The 23,060-nt window shown below is 38.2% G+C and carries 13 protein-coding genes; all 13 read right to left on the bottom strand.

The window, feature by feature from the left end; translation table 11 throughout:
• Positions 1-89: 89 nt before the first annotated feature.
• Positions 90-1,835: a DUF3466 family protein gene (locus QL995_RS13330; RefSeq protein WP_024589193.1), complete on the bottom strand. Its 1,746-nt coding sequence runs from the start codon at positions 1,833-1,835 to the stop codon at positions 90-92.
• 11 nt (positions 1,836-1,846) lie between these two features.
• Complete coding sequence (locus QL995_RS13325; RefSeq protein ID WP_290294362.1) at positions 1,847-3,760, bottom strand: ABC transporter ATP-binding protein; 1,914 nt, start codon at positions 3,758-3,760, stop codon at positions 1,847-1,849.
• Between the two features lie 15 nt (positions 3,761-3,775).
• Positions 3,776-4,015: a glutaredoxin family protein gene (locus QL995_RS13320; RefSeq protein ID WP_290294361.1), complete on the bottom strand. Its 240-nt coding sequence runs from the start codon at positions 4,013-4,015 to the stop codon at positions 3,776-3,778.
• On the bottom strand, positions 4,008-6,125 hold the full coding sequence (gene rlmKL / locus QL995_RS13315; protein ID WP_007586899.1) for a bifunctional 23S rRNA (guanine(2069)-N(7))-methyltransferase RlmK/23S rRNA (guanine(2445)-N(2))-methyltransferase RlmL: 2,118 nt from the start codon (positions 6,123-6,125) through the stop codon (positions 4,008-4,010). Before rlmKL ends, QL995_RS13320 begins: the two co-directional genes overlap by 8 nt.
• Before the next feature lie 91 nt (positions 6,126-6,216).
• Positions 6,217-6,747: a cell division protein ZapC gene (locus QL995_RS13310; protein WP_007586900.1), complete on the bottom strand. Its 531-nt coding sequence runs from the start codon at positions 6,745-6,747 to the stop codon at positions 6,217-6,219.
• Positions 6,748-6,864: 117 nt separating this feature from the next.
• Positions 6,865-7,875: a quinone-dependent dihydroorotate dehydrogenase gene (gene pyrD / locus QL995_RS13305; RefSeq protein WP_010552659.1), complete on the bottom strand. Its 1,011-nt coding sequence runs from the start codon at positions 7,873-7,875 to the stop codon at positions 6,865-6,867.
• Positions 7,876-7,995: 120 nt separating this feature from the next.
• A complete protein-coding gene (locus QL995_RS13300; protein WP_290294360.1) occupies positions 7,996-12,837 on the bottom strand; it encodes an NAD-glutamate dehydrogenase in 4,842 nt (1,613 codons plus the stop codon).
• 208 nt (positions 12,838-13,045) lie between these two features.
• Positions 13,046-15,367, bottom strand: coding sequence for an MMPL family transporter (locus QL995_RS13295; RefSeq protein ID WP_007586903.1), 2,322 nt, complete (start codon positions 15,365-15,367; stop codon positions 13,046-13,048).
• Positions 15,367-16,362, bottom strand: a complete 996-nt coding sequence (locus tag QL995_RS13290) for a YCF48-related protein (protein WP_007586906.1) — start codon at positions 16,360-16,362, stop codon at positions 15,367-15,369. The genes QL995_RS13295 and QL995_RS13290 overlap by 1 nt, the downstream gene beginning before the upstream one ends.
• 126 nt (positions 16,363-16,488) lie before the next feature.
• The gene (locus QL995_RS13285; protein ID WP_290294359.1) at positions 16,489-17,853 is read right to left on the bottom strand and encodes a DUF1329 domain-containing protein; all 1,365 of its coding nucleotides are present in this window, start codon (positions 17,851-17,853) and stop codon (positions 16,489-16,491) included.
• A gap of 13 nt (positions 17,854-17,866) precedes the next feature.
• Positions 17,867-19,966 (bottom strand): DUF1302 domain-containing protein, encoded by a 2,100-nt coding sequence (locus QL995_RS13280; protein ID WP_165727870.1) that lies wholly within the window; start codon positions 19,964-19,966, stop codon positions 17,867-17,869.
• Positions 19,967-20,218: 252 nt separating this feature from the next.
• Positions 20,219-20,440 (bottom strand): DUF2835 family protein, encoded by a 222-nt coding sequence (locus QL995_RS13275; RefSeq protein ID WP_010552655.1) that lies wholly within the window; start codon positions 20,438-20,440, stop codon positions 20,219-20,221.
• Positions 20,441-23,035: an aminopeptidase N gene (gene pepN, locus QL995_RS13270; RefSeq protein ID WP_290294358.1), complete on the bottom strand. Its 2,595-nt coding sequence runs from the start codon at positions 23,033-23,035 to the stop codon at positions 20,441-20,443.
• Between the last annotated feature and the right edge of the window lie 25 nt (positions 23,036-23,060).

Raw genomic sequence — 23,060 nt, 5'->3', positions numbered from 1 at the left:
CATGGCAATCCTAATCTTATAAAATATTATAGACGAAAAAAAACCAACTTTATTAAGTTGGTTTTTTTTATAATCAATATTAGTAAACTTTAAAAGCGAAATATACGTCTTAAGCCAACTAATGGTAATAGCAATAATGTATACCAAGGAAAGCTAGCAGAGTTACGCTCATACACTTCTGCTTCTACTGGAGCACAGTTTTCTACTTCACCATTTGCAATTGGCGTTAACTTAACTGCAACTGCAATACTTTCGTATTCAATTTCACCATTGATATCAGTTACAACACCGCCTAAAGAATCAAGTTTTTCAACTGTCTTAGTCGCAGTACCAAATATTTCATTATTTTCATTGATAGCTGTTGCTTCAACCATTGAGTAAGCGTAGTCAGTTTCGCCATCAGTGTCATAACAAGGCAGTAAATCATTCAAATTAGTGATTTTATCTTCACCAATTTTGTAAATAAAGGCTTCTTTAAGTCGTGAGCTATCAGATACACCCACTTCCCCTTCGCCTACAATATATCCTTGATTATTTATATCGTTGCCATAAGAACTTGAACTTGAAAAATAATCAGTTGGAAAAACTGTATTACCTGTTTCGATGTCATGATAGAAGAATTTATTACGAAGAGTACCTTCAATACGCTTTGTCGCATAACCTGTAATTACATCATTATCATTAATAGCGATTGATTTACCAGCCTGCCAATCGTCTTCTTGATTAATAAAGTCAGTGACTGCACCGTCTTTAAAATAAACTGGCATTGTAAGAATCGTATCATCATTTTTGTAATAACGCGTATTTGATGAACCTACAATTGTACCGTTGTTGTTCACTGCTAAAGCAGTACTCGTAAATGCGTCATCTTCCGTTTCACCTTCATCAGGTGTAAGTGCCATACCAAGCTCTTCAACAGAAATAATATTTAACGATTCATCAAGTTCCCATTTAACAGCACGCTTATTAAATAAGCCTCGTGAAATATTAGAATTTAATAAGTTGATACACACTGACGTTGGTTCGTCTTCATTATCACAGTTATCATCAATATTATCTTGTCTGTCATCAGGAATACTTGTAGAGATATTACCTACAACAGTGTAACCACTATTTGTTTTGACTATATCGTTAGCGCGGCTTGTGCCGCCGTATTCATTAAACTCAGGCTCTAACTCAACACTTATACTGCCATCAGCACTTATTACAATCCCACGTTCTATAAACTCATGTGTGAACCACGTTTCTGCATCATCTTCACCATCAGGTGTAAAAGACACTTTATCGTAAGGAGCACCGCCCCAACCAACAGTAACGCCGTCTTCACTTACAGCATTAAAAAGGTTAATAGTTGAACGCGTTAAGCCATCATAATCAACAGATGCAACATCAAATAACGGTTGCTCTGTTACTTGTGTGTCATTGTACTTTATGCCAACTAATGAGCTTAATTTTTGATATTCAAAATTTGTAGAAATTGAAGATAAAAAACTAACCATGAAAGTATGTGCATCAGAATTAGTAAGTACTGCATCATTATTTTCAATGTCATCAAGTGTAAAGGTAATCTCTTTATCACTTAAATCAAATGCAGCCTCTGTATTATCGTAGCTATTTTCAATAATATTTTCAGTAAAATCTATATAGCTGATATCAATAGGTAAATTGTATAAACCATTTGCGAAACCAATAATATGCCCGCTTTCGCTTACATCTGTTACATAAGAATATTTAGCGTCTTCAAGAGTCCCTAATTCACTTAACTGGTACGTCGCACTTGTTGCTGAAGTGCTTAATGTCGCTAAAATACTGGCAGCGAGTAATTTATATTTCATTTTAGTCCTTACTACTGATTCTGTAATTCTTCAAGTTCTTCCCAGCGCTCAAGCGCAGCTTCAAGGTCAGACTCAAGTTGTGCCAAATGGTTCAATGCTTTAGTTGTTACATCACTCTCTTGTTTAAAAAAGTCTGAGTCACTAACTACAGCTTGTTGAGCTTCAATTTCAGCTTCTAGTTTTTCCATTTTATTCGGTAGTTGCTCTAATTCAAGTTTTAATTTGTAAGAGAGTTTATTTGTTTTAGCTGCAGGTTTAGCAACTGGAGCGACTACTTTTTCAACTTTTTTTACTGGTTGCTGCTGCGTTTTTTTTTCTTGTTCAGCTAAATAGTTAACGTAAGCCTCATAGTCGCTATAGCCACCTACAATATCTGTAACTTTACCGTTACCTTCAAACGCCCATACACTTGAACATGTATTATCAATAAATTCACGGTCATGGCTTACAATCAGCACTGTACCTTGGTATTGATTAATGATGTCCTCAAGTAACTCTAACGTTTCAATGTCTAAGTCATTTGTTGGCTCATCGAGAACAAGGATATTAGACGGTTTTAAAAACAATTTAGCTAATAGTAATCTGTTTTTTTCACCACCAGAGAGTGCTTTAACAGGGGTTCGAGCGCGTGCTGGAGGGAATAAAAAATCTTGCAGGTAACCTAAAACATGACGTGAGCGTCCGCCCATCATCACTTCTTGTTTACCTTCGGCAACGTTATCTTGAACTGTTGCTTCTTCATCAAGCTTTTCACGATATTGGTCAAAGTAAGCAAATTCTAAATTAACACCTTGCTTAGTTATGCCGCTATTTGGTTCTAAATCACCAAACATTAGCTTTAATAGTGTTGTTTTACCAATACCATTTGGGCCTACTAGACCGATTCTGTCACCGCGCATTACCAGTGTAGAAAAATCATCAGCAATAACTTTGTTTTTAAATGCATGACAAAGATTCTTAGCTTCAAATACTAACTTACCAGAGCGATCTGCTGTTTCAATATTGAAATCAGTTTTACCAACTTGGTCAACACGTTGCTTACGCTCTGTACGAAGCTGTTTTAACTCACGAACACGTCCTTCGTTACGCGTTCTACGCGCTTTAACACCTTGGCGGATCCATGTTTCTTCTTCGGCTAAACGCTTATCGAACAATGCATTTTGGCTTTCTTCTACTTTTAAATCATGGGCTTTTTGCTCTAAGTACGTAGCGTAATCACCAGGGTACGAAATAAGCTTACCACGGTCTAAATCTAAAATACGCGTAGCAACAGCGCGAATAAACGCACGGTCATGCGATATAAATACGATTCCGCCCTTAAACTCTTTTAAAAATTGCTCAAGCCACATGACGCTTGCCATGTCTAAATGGTTTGTTGGCTCATCAAGTAATAATAAATCAGGCTCACTAACAAGTGCACGTGCAAGTGCTACTTTACGTAACCAACCACCAGAAAGAGACTCAAGTTTAGCTTCTGGCGTTAATTCTAATTGTGTTAGCACTAATTGAATTCGGCTATCAAAGCGCCAGCCATCAGCCGCTTCTAGTTGATTTGATAAACGTTCAAGCTTGTTCAATAACTTATCAGTACACACTGTTTGCAACTCATTACTTACATGATGAAAATCAATTAGTAAGTTTGCAATCTCAGGCATACCTTGCGCAACATAATCAAATACAGTGCCATTTGCGCCTTTTGGTGGATCTTGCTCTAAACGAGAAATTCTAATCCCGCCTAGCTGATTTATTTCACCATCATCTAATACAACTTCGCCATCAAGCACTTTTAATAGAGTTGACTTACCCGCGCCATTTCGACCAACAACACACACTCTTTCGCCACTTTCTATAACGGCATCTGCTTTGTTAAGCAAAGCATGCGTACCAAAAGCAAGTTGTGCTTTTAAAATTCTAATTAAATCCATAGTTCTTATTTGCTCTTATTCTGCTTGTGCTAAAAATTTGCGCACAGTGTGTAAAGTAAAAGGCCAAAATAATTGCTCGCCTTTTTCACTTTTTAATACAGGAATAGTAATTTGATACTCAGCTATAAGCTGCTCATCAGTCATAATATCGATTAGTAATAACTCACTCGTATTACTAAGTACCTCAGTGATAAGTTGCTCAGCTTGCTCGCACAAGTGGCAACCATCAGTGTGGTATAAAACCCATTTAGCCATGTGTGATTAACCAGCTATTATGGATTTTTTTATTACGTTTAAAGTCTGGTGATAACGTTTTATCTGAAATATTAATGGCTTTTAAACCTAAACCAATCAGACCAACTTCATCTATCACAAAGCCACGTTTGTTATTAGAGAAAATTAAGGTACCTGATGGGCTTAAAATCTTTTTAACCCACGTTAATAATTTAATGTGATCGCTCTGTACATCAAACGCGTCTTTCATACGTTTTGAGTTTGAAAACGTTGGAGGATCTAAAAATATCAAATCATATTGTGCTGTCGCGTGCTCTAACCATTTTAAACAATCAGCTTGTTCAAAACGGTATCGTGTATTACTAATACCATTTAAATCAAAGTTATCTTGGCCCCATTTTAAGTAGGTCTTTGATAAATCGACTGTAGTAATGGCTTTAGCACCACCAAGAGCAGCATGTACAGAAGCTGTACCTGTGTATGCAAAAAGGTTTAAGAAACGTTTATCTTTAGCATTTTCTTGAATATAACGGCGCATTAATCGATGGTCTAAAAACAAGCCTGTGTCTAAGTAGTCAAATAAATTAACTTTGAACTTAGCACCAAACTCTTCAACAACCATAGTACGGTTTTGTTTAGACATAGCGGTGTATTGATCTTCGCCCTTCTGCTTTTTACGTACTTTTACAGCAATGTTTTCAGGTGAAATCTCAAGCTGTTGAGCCGTTAAACTTATTACGTCTTGCAGGCGTTTTTCTGATGTTTTTTCATCAATTTCTTTAGGCGCTGCATATTCAAAAATTACAGCAGAGTCACCATAAATATCTACAGCAACATTGTATTCAGGGATATCCGCTTCATAGACGCGATAAGCATCTATTTTATTTTGTTTAAGCCAGTTTTTTAAGCCTTGCTTATTTTTTTTCAATCTATTTGCGAATGACGTTGAGCCTTCAAAATTGAGTGCTTTTTTGTCATCTGTGGTCAAACTTACTTGCTTATCATCTAATTGATATAAGTTAAGCTCAACATCTAATGGGCCATTTTTAAATTTATATCGCTTAAGGCGCACAAGTTTTAAAAGTTTAAATAAGCTCTCGTCCATACCCAATAAGGCAAGTTTCCAGTGATTGAAGTGCTTTTTAAAGCCAACGCCTAAATTACGGTGTAAATCAACAAGCTCAGCCATAGAGCCAATACGCTCACCATAAGGTAAGTTTGAAATTACAACACCCGGTAATTTTGCAACAGCTGTAAGTTTAGTTGCATCACTTTGCTTAAACTTAATCACGTCGTCAAGCTCTGCACGTTTAGCATTATCAATTGCTTTACTTAATACTTGCTCATCGTAATCGTGACCAATTAACCACAATTTAGGATCAGTAATATTAGCGAGTAACTCTTCTTTAAGCTCTTTAAACTTAGCGGCTCTAAAACTGGGTAAACGCTCAAAAGCAAAACCTTCACGGAATAATCCTGGCGCTTCGTTTCGTGCCATACCGGCAGCTTCTATCAAAATAGTACCCGCACCACAACATGGATCGAATAAAGGCTGTTTTACATTTTCAAGCCAGCCACTTCGCTTAATTAATGCAGCAGCTAAGTGCTCTTTAATAGGCGCTTTACCTTGGCCTTGGCGGTAACCACGTTCTGACAAACGAGGACCTGAATAGTCAATATACATCGATACGCCGTAACGATTTAATCGTGCAACTACGCGCACATTAGCATCTTGCTTATCAACGTTAGGACGTTGCTCGTATAAATCATTAAAATAGTCAACAATCGCATCTTTGATTACAAGACCCGAAAATTGCGTGTTTTTTAATGAGTCATTGGTACCGTTGAAGTCGACAGCGAATGTTTGAGTAGGTCCAAACCATTCTTGCCAAGGTTGCGAGCGCGCAAAATTATACAGGCTATTTTTGTCATCTACGCCTTCTTTTTCTTCAATAAGCATAAGCACACGCGTTGCAAAACGAGTTGATAAACAAACCTTTTGCGCAAGTAATGAGTCAGCCTCAAAACGAACAGAACCAACAGTTTGCTTAGACACGGTTGCGCCAAGTTCTGTTAGTTCATCAACCAATAAATTTTCGATTCCGATAGAAGTAAGTGCGATAAATTGCAAAGTAATAACCCTTAATAGCTAATTGCGCAGGATTATAACATAGGTTGGGCGACAAACACGCCATAAAGACACGCTTAAGACTTAAATTTGGTTAGGCGGTTTGACTTTGATATTGCTGATTTAGGATGGGGTGTACTCGATTATTCAAAATACGGATTACTTCAAATTGCGCTAAAGATAAGTTTTCGTCTAATTTAAAGGTTTCACTTAAATTCAAACAAATAGATGCATCAGGACAATGCTCTACAATTAAAAAATCACCTGACTGCGCTTTAGATGTTAATTTTACTATTGCCTCTACGCTTGGCTCTGTCCCGGTGTATTCTTCAAAAAACCAACTTTTTGCTAAAACGGGTTTTAAGTGATACTTAACAGCAGTTGCATTTAATGATATTTGACAAATTTGAGCCGCAGACCACAATTCAAATCCATCCAGATAATTATAAACCTGTTCGTAAAATGCAGCATCTTCGAGACTAAAACGTGGATTTTTAAAAACAGAATCGGTGAGCTGTCTTAATTTATAAGGCGTGCATAATTGCATGTCGTCATTTAAATCAAGTAACAAACGATTTTTATCAGGACAAGTAATCCACTGCCATTGCTTTGATGCTTGTAACATTTACTCCTCCTTGGGTATGTTGAATAATTATTGCTCAGAGTATAACCGCTTTTGACCACTTTTAAAATGTTTGCTTAGAACATTTAGCTAACGATCAAAAGCTTAGATAACTGATCCTTATAAGCCGTTAACGATCGACTTTACCAATTGTGGACCTTTGTAGATGAACCCAGTATAAACCTGAACTAAATTTGCGCCTGCATCTAACTTTTCTTTTGCAGATGTAGCATCATCAATACCGCCGACTCCGATGATTGGTAGCTTACCTTGTGTTAAGCGTTTTAGCTCACTTACTACCTCTGTAGAGCGCATTCTAACAGGGTGACCTGATAAACCGCCCGCCTCTTGTGCATATTGCTGCCCCATGACTGCGGCTCGCTCAAGCGTTGTGTTTGTGGCAATTACACCATCAATTTTATTATTTAAAAGTGACTCACTTACTTGCTCTATTTGTATTTGATCGAGATCCGGTGCAATTTTTACAAGCATAGGAACTTGCTTATTATGCTTTGCAATTAAATCTAACTGTTCATTTTTAAGACTTTGCAATAAATCATCAAGTGCAGCACCATATTGTAAATCACGAAGCCCTGGGGTATTTGGTGATGAAATATTTACCGTAATATATGAGGCATGCTCAAATACTTTACGCATACAATGAATGTAGTCATCTTTACCTTGCTCGTTAGGTGTATCTTTATTTTTACCAATATTGATACCGAGTATGCCACTGTACTTTGCTGCTTTTACATTTTCGACTAAATTATCAACACCTTTATTATTAAAACCCATACGGTTAATAATTGCGTTTGACTCTGGAAGTCTAAAAATACGTGGCTTGTCATTACCAACTTGAGGACGCGGTGTAACCGTTCCAACTTCAATAAAACCAAATCCCATTTGACTAAATGCATCTATACATTCTGCATTTTTATCCAGGCCAGCGGCAAGCCCTACTGGATTTTTAAATTCAAGACCTAAAAAGTTTACGGGTTTATCTGAAACACTTTGTGACCAAGCTATATTTAGAGGCGTATTAGCAAAACGACGAAGATTATTAAGTGCAAACTCATGCGCCCACTCCGCATCACGGGTAAACATAAAACGGCGAGCTAAATCATAAAACATCAATATAATCCTCTTTTTAAATTTCAGACAAAAAAATACCTCAGACAAGGCTGAGGTATTGTATAACAATTTTAACAATCAGTTATTTATTTACTAAACAAATAACTGATTAAAGCTAAATTATTTTCCTGATGTATCACAGTTGTGACTTAATAACATAAGTTCACGAAGTGCAACTGAGAACTTAGCAAAGTCGTGGCTTTGTGATGTTTTAAACTCAGCCAACATTTGTTTCCAACGCTGAAGTAATAAATCTTGGCTATCCATCCACTCATCTATTTGACTATCAACATCGCTCTCGTCACCTTCAAAGCTATTTAGCACCACTTCAGATAACGTACGTTGCTGCCAATCAAGCTCTTCACGGTAAGATGAACGAGCAAGTGCTTGCCAATGATTTGCTACTGGTTGCTTAGTTATTTGCTCTAAGAACCAATGCAGACCCATTCTCGCGCCTAGTTTAAAGTAAGTATTCGATACCATCGAAATACTCTTACCTGAATTATTAGCAACCTCAGCTAAATCCATCACAGAGAATAAGCTTGATAACGAAACAATACGCTTAGCTATATCTGCAGGAACGCCGGCATCAATTAACTTATTAGCTTCAATTACAATACGATCATTTTCTTTTTCAATCATGTATGTATTTAAATTATCGCTTAAATCTTTAAATGTTGGCGCAAAGAATTCAATTCCTTGTTCAATCGTTTGTGACTTATTACGATGACGTAAGAACCAACGCGTAGTACGGCGAACAGTACGACGAAGTTGGTAAAGCATTTCAGTTTGTACCGCTGCTGGTATTTTATTATCCAGTGCGCTGATAGAAGACCATGTATCGCGCATTTCAAATATTTCGCTAGCAATTGAGTAACACATTGCAATTTCAGCTTCGTTGGCACCGGTTTCTTCATGCATACGTACCATGAAGTTTAAACCCATATCATTAACGATACTGTTAGCAAGTTTAGTTGCAATAATTTCTTTACGAAGTGGATGGTTGTTCATCGCATCGTTAAACTTCTCACGTAGAGGACGTGGGAATGACTTCACAAGCAATTGGCGATAGTAAGGGTTTTCAGTAATTTCATCACTTACTAAAGACTCTTTTAATACCATTTTTGCGTACGAAACTAGCACTGAAAGCTCAGGGCGAGTTAAGTCTTTACCTGCGGCTGCACGTTCTGCCAATTCTTCATCACTTGGAATAAACTCAATAGCACGGTTTAACTTACCATCTTTTTCAAGTGCATGAATAAAGCGAATCTTTTCTTTAAGCGTTGAAGTACCTTTAGACTGCGTAATTGAAATAGTATGTGTTTGACGGTAACAGTCTTTTAATACTAATTCAGATACTTCATCTGTCATTGAGTAAAGTAGCTCATCACGTTGTTTACGTGTTAAGTCACCTTCAGCAACCAAGCCATTAAGTAAAATCTTAATGTTAACTTCGTTATCTGAACAGGCAACGCCTCCTACGTTATCAATAAAGTCAGTATTAACACGACCACCCTTAGCTGCAAATTCAACACGACCTAATTGAGTTGCACCTAAGTTACCGCCCTCACCAATTATTTTAGCGCCTAAATCTCTACCATTGATACGTAGTGCATCGTTTGCACGATCCCCTACATCTGCATCAGTTTCTTTAGAGTTTTTAATGTATGTACCAATACCGCCATTCCACAGTAAATCGAACTCCATCGTCAATGAAGCTTTCATTAACTCATTTGGGGTCATACTTGCTTTTTTAGTGCCCAACATTTTTTTCATTTCTGGGCTAAGCGTAATTGATTTAGCAGCACGAGAGAAAACACCACCACCGGCAGAAATTAACTCTTTATTGTAATCTTCCCACGATGAACGCGGCATATTAAATAAACGTTCGCGCTCTGGGTAAGAAGTAGCAGCATCTGGGTTAGGATCAACAAAAATGTGCATATGGTTAAAGGCAACTTGTAAACGAATATGCTTAGATAACAACATACCATTACCAAATACATCACCAGCCATATCGCCTATAGCTACCACTGTAAAGTCAGTCGTTTGACAATCGATATCCATTTCACGGAAATGTCGTTTAACTGACTCCCATGCGCCTTTAGCTGTAATACCCATTTTCTTATGATCGTAACCAACCGAGCCACCTGATGCGAATGCATCGCCTAGCCAGAAATTGTATTCATTAGCTATGCCGTTTGCGATATCAGAGAAAGTAGCTGTACCTTTGTCGGCTGCAACAACTAAGTAAGCATCATCTTCATCGTGGCGAACAACATCGCGAGCTGGCACTACTTCACCGCGCTCTATGTTATCTGTAATATCTAGAAGACCACGGATAAAGATTTTGTAACACTCTTGGCCTTCTTTTATAAACGCTTCGCGCTCACTAGGTAATTGTTTACATACAAAACCACCTTTAGAACCAACAGGTACTATTACTGTATTTTTAACTTGTTGAGCTTTAACTAAGCCAAGTACTTCAGTACGGAAATCTTCACGACGGTCAGACCAACGCAGACCACCACGCGCTACTTTACCGTAACGTAAATGCACACCTTCAACGCGCGGAGAGTATACAAAAATCTCAAACGCAGGAAGAGGAAGCGGTACATCAGGAATTAAGCTAGGCTGTATTTTAAACGAGACATAAGACTTAAACTGACCTGCATCATCTTTTTGGAAATAGTTAGTACGTAGCGTCGCAACAATCATATCTACATATAAACGTATAATGCGGTCATCATCAAGGTTTGCTACATTTTCAAGTTCTAAGTAAATTTGCGTACTTAACTTTTCAAGTGTTTTAGCACTTGCTGGGCTCTTAACTGAGAACTTTTTAGCAAATAAATTAACAATTTGCGCTGCAATGTTTGGATAATTTGCAAATGTGCTTTCAATGTAACTTTGTGAGAACGTTACACCAATTTGACGCATATACTTAGCGTAAGCACGTAAAATAGAGGCTTCGCGGCCAGTTAAGCCACCCATTAACACTAAACGGTTAAAACCATCATTTTCAAGGCGGTTGCCCCACACATTTGTTAATGCAGCGCGAAAACGTGCTGAAATTTTATCAAAGTCTGCCATCCCTTTGCTGTCAATAAGCATCGAGAAGTCCATGATCCAGTTAATACGACCATCGCTAGTTTTAACTGAATATGGTGTTTCACCAACAACGCGCAGACCAAAGTTTTCAAGCATTGGCATAACATCAGATAAGTGAATTGGCTCATCTTTATGGAATAAGCTCAATCGTACAATATTACTGTTTGCTTCTTCTTGAGGACGGTAGAACAGCATTTCTAGCTTGTTTTCATCGCTAAGTAGTTCTAACTTTTCGATATCAACAACCGCAGCACTTGGAAGCACCTCGTCTTTGTATGAGCGTGCAAACGCATTACAGTATTTACGATTTAAATCGTTACCACGTGCTTCACCCGCAGACTCTAAAAGTGCAGATTGAAGTTTATCTTCCCACGTACGTGCAGCTTCTACTAAATTGTTTTCGATGTCTTTCACGTTATATTCGATCTTGTTGTCGGTCACACGAACGGTGTAATGAGTACGCGCCAGTGTTGACTCAGAGAAATAAGTAGTAAATTCGACTTTATCGTCAGAATTAAATGCATTAGCTAATATATCTTGCGTTTCACGACGAAGAGCCGTGTTATAGCGTTCGCGAGGAACATAAACCATGCAAGATAAAAAGCGACCATACGCATCTTTACGTACAAACAAGCGACACATATCGCGCTCTTGTACTTGTAAAACACCCATAGCAACTTCAAGTAGCTCACTTTCGCGCGCTTGAACTAGCTCATCACGTGGGTAGGTTTCTAAAATATTTAAAACAGCTTTGTAAGCGTGTGTACCTTTAGCAAAATCACACATTTCCATAATGCGGTTAATTTTACTTTTTAAAACAGGCACATCAGTAGCACTATTATTGTAAAAGCTTGATGAGAACAAACCAATAAAGCGGTCTTCACCAATTACATTGCCTTCATCGTCAAAACGCTTAATGCCTACGTAATCAATATAGGCTGGACGGTGAACGCGAGAAACAGAGTTAGTTTTTGTCAAGATCAGTAGGTTGCTGCTGCGTGCTTCTTGGCGAGCAACTTCTGGTAATTCTGATAATAATCGTGTGTGTTCTTCAGTAGAGTTTTTCATCAAGCCAAGGCTTGATTCCATTTTACCTTTTAATTGGTAATCACCTTGAACTGGGCTTAGCTCATATTCACGGTAACCCATTAGGGTAAAGTTATCTTTCGCTAACCAATCTAAAAACTCAGTTGTTTCTGAAACTTCTTCTGTCGTTTTATTATGATGACGTTTAGGTAACTCTTTGGTTACTGCAATCAATTTTTTACGAATTGGCTGCCAATCATCAACAGCAACTGACACATCAACAAGAACCGACTCTAACTCTTTCTTGAAAGACTCAATCACAGAAGAATCTGTTTGACGGTCAATTTCAATAAAAAATACTGTTTTAGTAGATGAGGATTCTTGCTCTGCTTTTAAATTTGATAATCCAGAAATTTTAGCGTTTTCATCACGCTTAATTTTTAATGGGCAGTGAAGTAATAAGTGAGAGGCGATATTTTCACGAGTCATGGCCATACGAACAGAATCAACTAAAAACGGCATGTCTTTAGTAATAATCTCTACGATTGTATGTGATGACTGCCAGCCATCTTTTGCCACTTCAGGGTTGAAAACGCGGATAACAGCGTCGTCGGTAGTATTTTTTTCTAGCGAGTTCCAAAGGCTTAATGCTGCGCCATATAGGTCACTATCGTTGCGGTTTGCCAAATCCTCTTTAGACATATTGCTGTACAAGGCTTTGGCGAATTTCTCAACGAGTAACACATTATCAGCGCGAACTTTTTTCTGGATCAGCTTACAGACATTATCTAGGATAACCGAGGCTTGGCCTTCATTTCGTGTCATTGTATGTTCCTTAATCTATTACTGCTCAGGAGCAGGAATTTGTACAGCTATTCATTAGCGTGGAGTCAATTAAATTCTAACCCTTTTACAGCTAATAAACAGCCTTTTCGATGAAAACATTTTAAGCATTTCAGCTATTTGGTCATCTATTCACAAATTGTAGATATAAATGGCCTTTACAGGCCATTTAGGAGCAAAATTATTCACATTATTTTTTCTGGTCAGTCCAGAGAAGGCTACCAATAGCGGGTAATAACAACACTGCACCTAACATATTTACTAAAAACATGAAGGTTAACAGTATACCCATATCAACTTGGAATTTAAGATCTGAGAATATCCACGTACTCACACCAATCGCAAGTGTAATACCGGTAAATAGAACCGCACTTCCACGTTCAACAAGCGCATTTCGATAAGCAACACTTAATGGTACATTTTGCTTAAGCTGCCCCATCATCGACGACAGTATATAAATGCCGTAATCGACCCCAATACCCACTCCTAGAGCAATAACTGGCAAAGTAGAAACGGTTAAGCCTATTTCTAATTGCACCATAAGTGCTTGTGCAAGTGTTGATACGATATAAAGGGGCAATACCACAGCAATCGTTGCTTTTACGCTTCTAAAGCTCATTAAACATAAGATGATAACGGCACCATAAACATAAAGCATCATTGGTATTTGCGCTTCTGCAACTGATTCATTAGTGGCTGCCATTACACCAACAGGTCCTGACGCTAACTTAAATGCTAATTTATCAGTGCCCTCTTCTTGCGCAAATTGCTTAACACTCTTAATTACAGTATCGATAGTTTGTGCTTTATGATCATCTAAAAATATAATCACTGGCATAACTGAACAATCACCGTTAAGTAAACCTGTACTAGTTTCAACTCGAGACGTTGACTGCACTAAACTTGCTGAATTTCGTGGCAAGCTTTGCCATTTCAAATTGCCTTCGTTGTAGCCTGCGTTAACCGATTGAGCTACAGAGCTCAAACTTACAGCAGACTGCACACCTGCTACATTCTCTACTTTGTATTGAAAACGGCTTATACGCTCCATCACATCATGCTCAGTACATGCTGCAGGATACGCTTCTACAATTACCTTTAAGATATCAGACGAGATAGTGTACTTGTCTGATATTAAAAACGTGTCTTGATTATAACGGGCATCTTGATGCAGTGATGGAGCACCTGCATGTAAGTCACCTATACGCATTTTATCTGCTTGCCAGTAACCTAAAGCAAATAGAACAAGTGTAAAACCAATAATCATTTTAGCTACTTTAGGATCAGTCGCTTTAACAAGTAAGTCGCGGATTTTATCAAGCATGTTTGGTTTTGCTGCATCACCAGATTGAATATGTACACTGTTTTCAAAGTTCATGTACGAAGCCCAAACTGGCAATAAGATTAAATTAGTAAATATAATTACTGCTACACCTAAACTCGCTGTAATTGCAAGTTCACGGATAATACCAATATCGATGGTAAGTAATGTTAAGAAGCCTACGGTGTCTGAAAGCAGTGCAATACCGCCTGGCACTAATAAAGCCCTAAAACTTGACTGACAACAAATACGTGTTGTTTTACCTTCACCTACTTTTTTACCAATCGCATTTATCATCTGCACACCATGGCTTACACCAATAGCAAATACTAAAAACGGTACCAAAATAGACATAGGATCAAGGCCAAAACCTAAACTTGAAAGCAGGCCTAATTGCCAAATAACAGCAATAATGGAACATGCGATAGGCAAAATAGTCAGCTTTAAACTGCCACAAAATAGCCAGACCATAATAAAGGTAAAAGCGATAGCAATGGCAAAAAATACAACCACCCCTTTTGCACCTTCCGCTATATCACCAGCCATTTTTGCAAAGCCAATAATATGAATACTTACTTTGTCCGTACTTAAAGGCTCTCTTAAATCACTTTCTAGCTTTTGTGCAAAAGCTAATGTGTCTAATTTTTGTTGTGTTTGAGGATCAGTTTCTAAAAGTTGAGCAGTTACCATTGCACACGAATAATCGCTGGCAATCATACGTCCTACAACTTTTGCTTTTTCAATGTTTTCCTTTACTACACCTAAACCACGCTTATCTGCTTTAAAGTTAGCAGGAATAATTGGGCCACCGGCAAAGCCATCCTCCACTACTTCAACAAAACGAGCACTGGGTGAAAATATTGAGTTAACTAATGGACGATTTACGCCAGGAATGAAATAAAGCTGATCGTGAACCGCTTTTAATTGAGTAAAAAACTCTGGATTAAATATATCACCACTGTCATCACACACTGAAATCAAAATACTGTTTGCACCACCAAACTGCTTTTCATGCTTGGTATACACTTTCATATAATCGTGGTTTAACGGGATATTTTTATTAAACGATGCATCTAATTGAATTTGAGTCGCTTTGAATACAAGTAAACAGGTTATAAGTGCAAAACTTATAAGCATAATTAAGCGATGTCTAAAAATCGCCTTTTCAATAAAATCGAGTAGTTTATGCATTAAGGGGTTAACTCCTTCACTTTAATGCCATCTTCTGTAGCCATGATCAGCCTGTTATCTAAAATTACACCATCAAGAATCGCTTTACCGTCAGCAAGCTGCTCATGGGTGAGTAACCCATCTTGAAGATGAAAAATAACGCCACTGTTGGCAAGCATAAGCCATTGTTTGTTATTATAATTAATGATGTTGTTGATCGTCGCTGTTTTAACATTTTCGAAATGCTGCCACTGCTGTTCACCATTTTGCTTTGCAAAAACATTACCTCGAAGTCCTGCCACAATTTCTTGTGTGCTATCTGATGCAACTGCAAAGAATGAGCCAGGATAAATTTCTTCTATCCTTTGCCAAGTTTGACCATCATCAATGCTTCTGGCCATCAAGCCCATCTCACCAACCAGCATTAAACCATTATCTGTTTTTTCGATTCGATTAAAGTGCGGTAAAATTGAAGCAGTTTCGGCTTCGTATCCTTCGGGGTCATTTTCTTTTAAATCGTTCAAGTAATCACGATCATCACTAAATAATAGCGAATCTAAAAAGCGTTTTTGCCAATGTTTACCACCATCGGTGGTTTGATAAAACATGCCATATGCGCCCACTGCAAAACCTTTTAAATCATCTTCAAATAGAATATCTAAACATGGTTTGTCTAATTTGGGTTGTGCTTGTTGTAGTTGCCAATTAACACCACCGTCAGTAGTATTTATTATTGTTGCATCGTGGCCACACGCCCATCCATTATTTTCATTACTAAAATCAACGGCAGTTAATAGCACTTGAGTTGGGACTAGCTCAGCTTGTTGCCATTTATCACCCGAGATACTTTTAATAACAGTACCGTGTTTACCTACTGCAATTAGACCATTGCCTGTGTTGGTTATGTCGGTGAGTAAGGTTTTAGCTGCATTTGTTGCACTGATTGCATTGTTAGGGGCTTCTTGTGCAACACTCGCACCGCTTATTATCAGGCTGGCATATACCAAATACTTCATAAATTTTAATCGCCTTGTACGAGAGAGTTGTTTGTCTTTTTACTGGGGAAAGCGTTGCGCGCTGTAAGACAAACGCGATGAGAAAGGAAAAGGCACTTAACAAATTGTTAAGTGCCTAGTTTAATACTATCTACCTGCGCGACGTAAAGCGCTTGAAGTAAATTCGTTATCGTTAAATGACTGTGAAAAATCGTACATTTTTTCTTGATTATCTAAACCAATTGCTAAATAACGACGAGAATTCAAATCATGATAAACCTCAAGCGTACTCCACTGTGTAGGTACTTCGTAGTAGTTAAGGCCATAAGCCATTGCTACACGGTAAAGTTGGTCGCGGTTATCATAAATATCAGTAACCTGTACTTGCCAGCTATCCTCATCGATGTAAAACACACGTTTTTTATAGATATGACGTGTATCATCTTTTAAGTTTGCTTCAACAACCCAAACACGGTGTTTTTCGTAACGTGTATGTTCTGGGTTAATATGGCCAGGCATTAAAATATCATCGTACTCTAGCTTATCACTATGAAGTTTATAGCTGTTATAAGGTATATATAACTCTTGCTTACCTTTTAGTGTCCAGTTGTAACGATTTGGCGAGCCATTAAACATATCAAAATCATCGGTAGTACGCAGGCTATCTGCAGCTGTGCCTGGTGCATCATATGCAACATTAGGTGCACGACGAACACGACGTTGTCCCGAGTTATAAGTCCATGCTTGGCGCGGCGTTAATATTTGATCCATTGTTTCATGAACTAATAATGCAGTACCCGCTAAACGAGCTGGTTCTGTAACGCTTTGTTTAAACTTAAACAAAATATTTGAGTCTTGTAGCTCTGCTGGTGTTGCACTAGGGTCTGAGTATTTAACTAATAACTGCTCATCAAAGCCAACATAGTTATAAGAACCAGATGCAGTCGGTGCAGCTTGACCACCAAAACGCTCAATAGACTGGCCACGGTAACGTAATAAGTGATTCCAAATTGCCTCTAAACCCGTTTTAGGAATAGGGAAAGGAATACCAATCGCCGTATTTTTAATACCGTTACCGCCTTCTATTAATTCAGCAGTCGGTGCAAACTTTTTAGTAGCATCATACACAAACTGAGGGTAAGACGCAGAACGGCGAGTTTCATACACTGGCATTTTAAATGTGTCTGGGTATGCTTCAAATAAAGCAATTTGACCCGGACTTAAATTGGCTTTGTACTTTTCAATATTACTTTTATCAATAGTGAAAAGCACTTTATCAGCTGTAAATGGGTCAAGGTGATGCATACCAGCTTCATAACCTGCTGGTGCAGAAGTAATGCCATTATTCCATGCTGGAATAGAGCCATCAGCATTAGCTGTTTTTTCTGCGCCCATTGGCGTTAAGTTTTGACCTAATTGAGCAACTTCATCAGCGTTTAATTTAGCTAAAGCTGCGCTGCTTGCAAACAAGCTACAAAAAGCTGTAGCGATGAGGGTAGGTTTTTTAATCATAATAATGTTACCCCTAAATAGAATATTTTAAGTTAAAAGAAACGTAATCGCGATCTGAGAAAGTATTAATATCGCCGCCGCCCCAAAACGAGTTATAGCTCACATCAAGTGACCACGCATTTTGGTAGTTAAAGTTCATGGTTGCACCCAAAGATTTACGGTCTTCAATAAATAAGAACATAGGGTCTGGTGTATTACCATTTACGTCATGAGAAAATACAAAACGTGGAGAGAAGTTAATACCTTTGTAAAGGTTAAAATAATCACCTTTAGCAATTAAGCGGTAACCCCAAGAAGATGCTGTGGCGAATGATTTTTCTTCAGCGCCATTTGATAAACCAAGTTGCAATGTTGAATAATCAGTAGTACCTGGGCCTGTAATTGTGCCACTACGGCCAGTACCGGATACATTTAAACGCATTTCGTCATATTCTGGCATGTTATGAATTTTTACTGCACCCACTTCACCAACTACAGCCCAACTATCAGCACCTAATGAAGGTCCAAATAAGTGAGTAGCCGTGAATTGAATTTGTGATGTATCACGTTCAATATAGCCTTGAGCAACTTCACCCGCACCAACAGAACTAATATCATCGCCAAAACTCATTTGCGAAATACCTGCAAAATCAGGACGAAGACCTGCAAGAGCTAACTGCTCAGGCATAGCTGTATAAAGTAACTCTACGTCATCAATTTGCAGTGGTTCATCTTGACGAAACGCAAACTCACCCGCAAAGGCTGTTTCACCAATAGTTGTGTTAAAACTTAAACCATATAGTTTAATATCTTCTGGGTAGTCGTTTTCAGCTTTAGAAAAAGCGGTTAAATCAGCAACATTATCTGACGTAATTTCTGTTGTCATGATCATCGCTAAATCTTGAGCAATTGCTGCCTGCGAAAAGTTTGATACACGACCAGATATAAGCGGACGACGGCTATGGTAATTCACATGATAGAGTGCAATTTCAGTATCATTAAATTCAGGTAAAAATATACCTAAACGTAAACCATACTGGCCGCCATCTTCAGGTTCTGTTTTACCATTATCCCCTTTGCCTTTTAATGCAACCTTAGTTGGGTAAGCAAGATACATTTGGGCTAATAAAGCGCTTCCTTCAGCACTTGAAGGATCAATACCTTGAGCAGCTGCTGCTAATGCAAAATCAGATGTTAGGTTATTTAAACTATCCGTTAAAAAAGCAACATCAATATCAGGATTAGACGTAAAGCCTAATTGAACATTCTGCTGATAACCATTTTCTGCTGCAAAGTCATTAGTAGAAAAGTATGTACCTGCTGCTGGTAAACGTGTTTCTTGCCATTGATATTGGTAGAAACCTTCAAGCGTAATATTCTCAGTAATTCCGAGCGATGCCCAAAGCATACCGATTGGTATAAATGCTTCTTTTAGCTCAGCGCCAGGTGCTTTTAATCGATCTATATCAACTGGGTTTACGTTAATACCATGAGATATAAGCGTACTTTCACCCCAGTTAACTACTTGCTGGCCTAAACGGACAGATAAAGGGTTATTACCATCATTTAAATCAAAATCGGCCCATACAAACGCGTCTAATAAACGTATGTCGGCACAACTTTGTGCTTTGGTGTCTTTATCGTCACATGGATCAACACCCTGCCCTGATGTAGGATTTGAATATGCATGATTGCCATCCATCAACGCAAAGTCATAAAAATACATGAAGCGAGTGAACAAACCGTAGTTATCTTTATTTATTGAAAGGTCGTGTGTGCCCTTCAATAGTTTTGAGAAGGAGTCACCACTATCAAAATTTAAATTACCCGCATCACCATTGTTTGAGTAAGAGCCCGGTTGTGCCCATACATCTTGTGATGAGTAAATAGTATTACTTAGCGCTGGGTTGTATCCTGTCCAATCAAATGCTGGGTTATTACTTTTGCCAATTAGGTTAAAGTCTCTGTCTTCTACACGAACACTTTGCCCATATGAAAAGGTTGAATCGAAGGTAATATCAAAACCTCCAGCTTCAAATGTTACAGCTTGAGTACTTGCTGCAGATAAACCTAAACTAGCGGCTGCTAAACCTATAGCGATTCTATTTTTAACAAAAAGCGATCTTCTTATCATTTTGGTTCCCCCCTGTCGCGGGTCATTTTGTGTGATCAAGTTATTGTTTTTAGTGTAATCATAACGATAGAAGCGAATCAGTAAAATTACAAATACTCGCTCTAATCTGTCATATACTTCTTATTCTGGTTAACGCTTACGTATTGGTAAGACGTCGTACCAGATAATTTATACACGTAATTTAACAATAGGACAAATTGAAATTAACAAAAATACAATATTTTTATGTATATATAACATAAAAACCGAGCGTCAGGCCACTCGCTCTAGGCGGATGAACTTGTTTTCGGGGGTTAATAAGAGTCTAAAACGGCCACGTACACCCAAGCTCGAAATGAAGGGCCTCAAATGCGTAGCAGCAAAACGAATTGTTTTACCGCCATCCTCTACAACTTGTAAAGAGCTAAAACGGCCATGGTAGTAATCCATGCACTCGTTATAGCTCAATCTTAAGGTAAAATAATACTCAATCATTTATGCGAGCGCTTTTTCAACCTTTTCATACAAGTCAGCACTTAGGCCATCTAAATTGGCTAAGCGTTGTAATTGCAGTTTCATTGCTTGTGAACGTACATCATCGTAACGCTTCCACGACATAAACGGTGTTAACATACGAGATGCATTTTGTGGATTAATTGCATTAAGTTTTATTAATAAATCACCTAATAACGCATAGCCTTGAGCATCTGCTCGATGAAATTGTGCTGTATTAAAGTGGCTAAAACTTCCTACAAGTGCACGTACACGGTTAGGATTTGAAAAATCAAAACACGGGTGTTCGTATAGTGCCTTAATATCATCTATAGCAGTACTGCCTGATTGCATAGCTTGCAGTGCAAACCACTTATCCATGACTAAAACATCATGACGCCACTGACTATCAAAATGACTCAAAAGCTCATCTCTAACAGGGTGTGAAGCTTTTACCACAGCGCTTAGGGCACCAAGTACATTAGTCATATTAGTCGAGCTTGCAGCTTCTTTAATAAAGGTTACAGCTTCTGGACTTTGTGTTTTAGCAAGGTAGTGCAGACATATTTGCTTTAAAGCACGATTCGCAACAGCGCTTGCACTTATACTGCCATCATCTTCAAGAGATCCGTAACAACTAAGCAGCTCATCAGCAAGTTCATCAGCAATTTGTTGCTCAAATTTTTCTGTTATTTCAATAATGTCATCTACAGGTATTACATCAAATTCAGCAGCTAACGTGTCAAAACTCGGCAATTTAAACAGCTCTGCAATTAAAGCTAAATCGCCCTCTTTGGTGTTTATAAGTACACGTAGCGCATTTATAATTTCGCTGCTCAATACACTATTCGTTGCATCGGTGATTTGAGATTTAATCGCCTTAATGAATAGCTGCTGTTGTGCATCCCAACGTGAAAAATCACTGCGCGCAAAACGCATAATATGCAATAGTTCGGGCTCTGTTGTTTGCTGATTTAAAATACAAGGCGCAGAAAGGTCTTCGAGTAAAACCGCAACAGGCTTTTCTAAAATATTGTCAAAGCTAAATGTTTGAGTCGTATTTGTTACATCAAGTACATGATCTAGCTTTTTACCTTTATATTGCAGAGCAATACTTTGCCCATTGGCATCAAGTAGTTCAATAGCAAAAGGTATATGAAGCTTTTTATTCTCTGGCTGATTAGCCGGTGCTGTTTGCTCGATTGTCAAAGTGTATGTATTTGAGCTGCTATCAAATTCTTGAATTGCATTTAAACGCGGTGTACCTGATTGGCTGTACCATTGTTTAAATTGCTCTAAATCAACACCTGATGCATCGCTCATTGCACTTACAAAGTCATCACATGTAACTGCTTGCCCATCGTGGCGCTCAAAGTAAAGCGTCATCCCTTTTTGAAAGTTAGTTTCACCCAGTAATGTGTGCATCATACGGATAACTTCAGCACCTTTATCGTATACAGTTACTGTATAAAAGTTATTCATTTCAATAACTTTCTCAGGGCGAATTGGGTGAGCCATAGGACCTGCATCTTCGCTAAACTGATGCGTCCGCATAACTTTGACCGCATCAATTCGGTTAAGTGCACGAGAGCCTAAATCACTACTGAACTCTTGGTCTCTAAATACAGTCAACCCTTCTTTTAGCGATAACTGAAACCAATCTCTACAAGTAACTCGGTTACCTGTCCAGTTATGAAAGTACTCATGCCCTACAATGGATTCAATCGTATGGTAGTCTTTGTCTGTGGCTGTTTCTTGATTAGCTAATACGCATTTACTATTAAAAACGTTTAGCCCTTTATTTTCCATCGCGCCCATGTTGAAAAAATCGACGGCTACAATCATATAAATATCAAGGTCATACTCTAAATTAAAGCGTTCTTCATCCCACTGCATTGCCTTTTTGAGTGAGGCAATAGCATGGGGGGTTTTAGATAAATTACCTTTATCAACAAACAATGCTAATTCTACATCTCTGCCGCTTTTAGTCGTGTACGTATCTTTTAAAACATCAAAATCGCCCGCTACAAGTGCAAATAAATAGCTCGGCTTTTTAAATGGGTCTTGCCATTTCACAAAATGACGACCATCTTGTGTTTCACCACTGTCTACTTGATTACCATTAGAAAGAAGTTGTAGATACTTTTTATCGGCAATAATAGTTACATCAAACGTGGCAAGTACATCAGGGCGATCCATGTAATAGGTGATCTTTCTAAAACCCTGCGCTTCACACTGTGTACAATACGCACCGCCAGATAAATACAAACCCTCTAAAGAAGTATTCGTCTCAGGCGATATCTCGGTCACAATACTTAATTGGCAACTATCCGGTAGGTTATTAATTATTAGCTGCTCGCCAATAATTTCATAATCAGTTATATCAACCGTATCAATAGATAAAGACAGTAAGCGTAAATCAATACCATCAAGCACTAAAGGTGCTTTTTTATCACCAACACGCGTAAGCGTTAGCAAAGAGCTTACTTTGGTTGATAATGGCTGTAAGTCAAAGGTTAGCTCTGTGTGGTCAATTAAAAAATCAGGAGCTTTATAGTCTTTAAGATATTGTGCTTGAGGTTTACTTGATTCAGTCATAGATACTCCAAAACAGCTCCTTTTA

The organism is Pseudoalteromonas sp. APC 3358 (genome assembly GCF_030408075.1).
In the GTDB taxonomy this organism is placed as follows: domain Bacteria; phylum Pseudomonadota; class Gammaproteobacteria; order Enterobacterales; family Alteromonadaceae; genus Pseudoalteromonas; species Pseudoalteromonas arctica.
Note: the sequence above shows the minus strand (reverse complement) of the source record. Positions and strands in the feature narration are given on the sequence as shown.

What these genes read in the sequence shown, in the direction of transcription:
- QL995_RS13330 (WP_024589193.1), bottom strand. Translation starts at nt 1,835, where the DNA reads ATGAAATATAAATTACTCGCTGCCAGTATTTTAGCGACATTAAGCACT.
- QL995_RS13325 (WP_290294362.1), bottom strand. Translation starts at nt 3,760, where the DNA reads ATGGATTTAATTAGAATTTTAAAAGCACAACTTGCTTTTGGTACGCAT.
- QL995_RS13320 (WP_290294361.1), bottom strand. Translation starts at nt 4,015, where the DNA reads ATGGCTAAATGGGTTTTATACCACACTGATGGTTGCCACTTGTGCGAG.
- QL995_RS13310 (WP_007586900.1), bottom strand. Translation starts at nt 6,747, where the DNA reads ATGTTACAAGCATCAAAGCAATGGCAGTGGATTACTTGTCCTGATAAA.
- pyrD (WP_010552659.1), bottom strand. Translation starts at nt 7,875, where the DNA reads ATGTTTTATGATTTAGCTCGCCGTTTTATGTTTACCCGTGATGCGGAG.
- QL995_RS13300 (WP_290294360.1), bottom strand. Translation starts at nt 12,837, where the DNA reads ATGACACGAAATGAAGGCCAAGCCTCGGTTATCCTAGATAATGTCTGT.
- QL995_RS13295 (WP_007586903.1), bottom strand. Translation starts at nt 15,367, where the DNA reads ATGCATAAACTACTCGATTTTATTGAAAAGGCGATTTTTAGACATCGC.
- QL995_RS13290 (WP_007586906.1), bottom strand. Translation starts at nt 16,362, where the DNA reads ATGAAGTATTTGGTATATGCCAGCCTGATAATAAGCGGTGCGAGTGTT.
- QL995_RS13285 (WP_290294359.1), bottom strand. Translation starts at nt 17,853, where the DNA reads ATGATTAAAAAACCTACCCTCATCGCTACAGCTTTTTGTAGCTTGTTT.
- QL995_RS13280 (WP_165727870.1), bottom strand. Translation starts at nt 19,966, where the DNA reads ATGATAAGAAGATCGCTTTTTGTTAAAAATAGAATCGCTATAGGTTTA.
- QL995_RS13275 (WP_010552655.1), bottom strand. Translation starts at nt 20,440, where the DNA reads ATGATTGAGTATTATTTTACCTTAAGATTGAGCTATAACGAGTGCATG.
- pepN (WP_290294358.1), bottom strand. Translation starts at nt 23,035, where the DNA reads ATGACTGAATCAAGTAAACCTCAAGCACAATATCTTAAAGACTATAAA.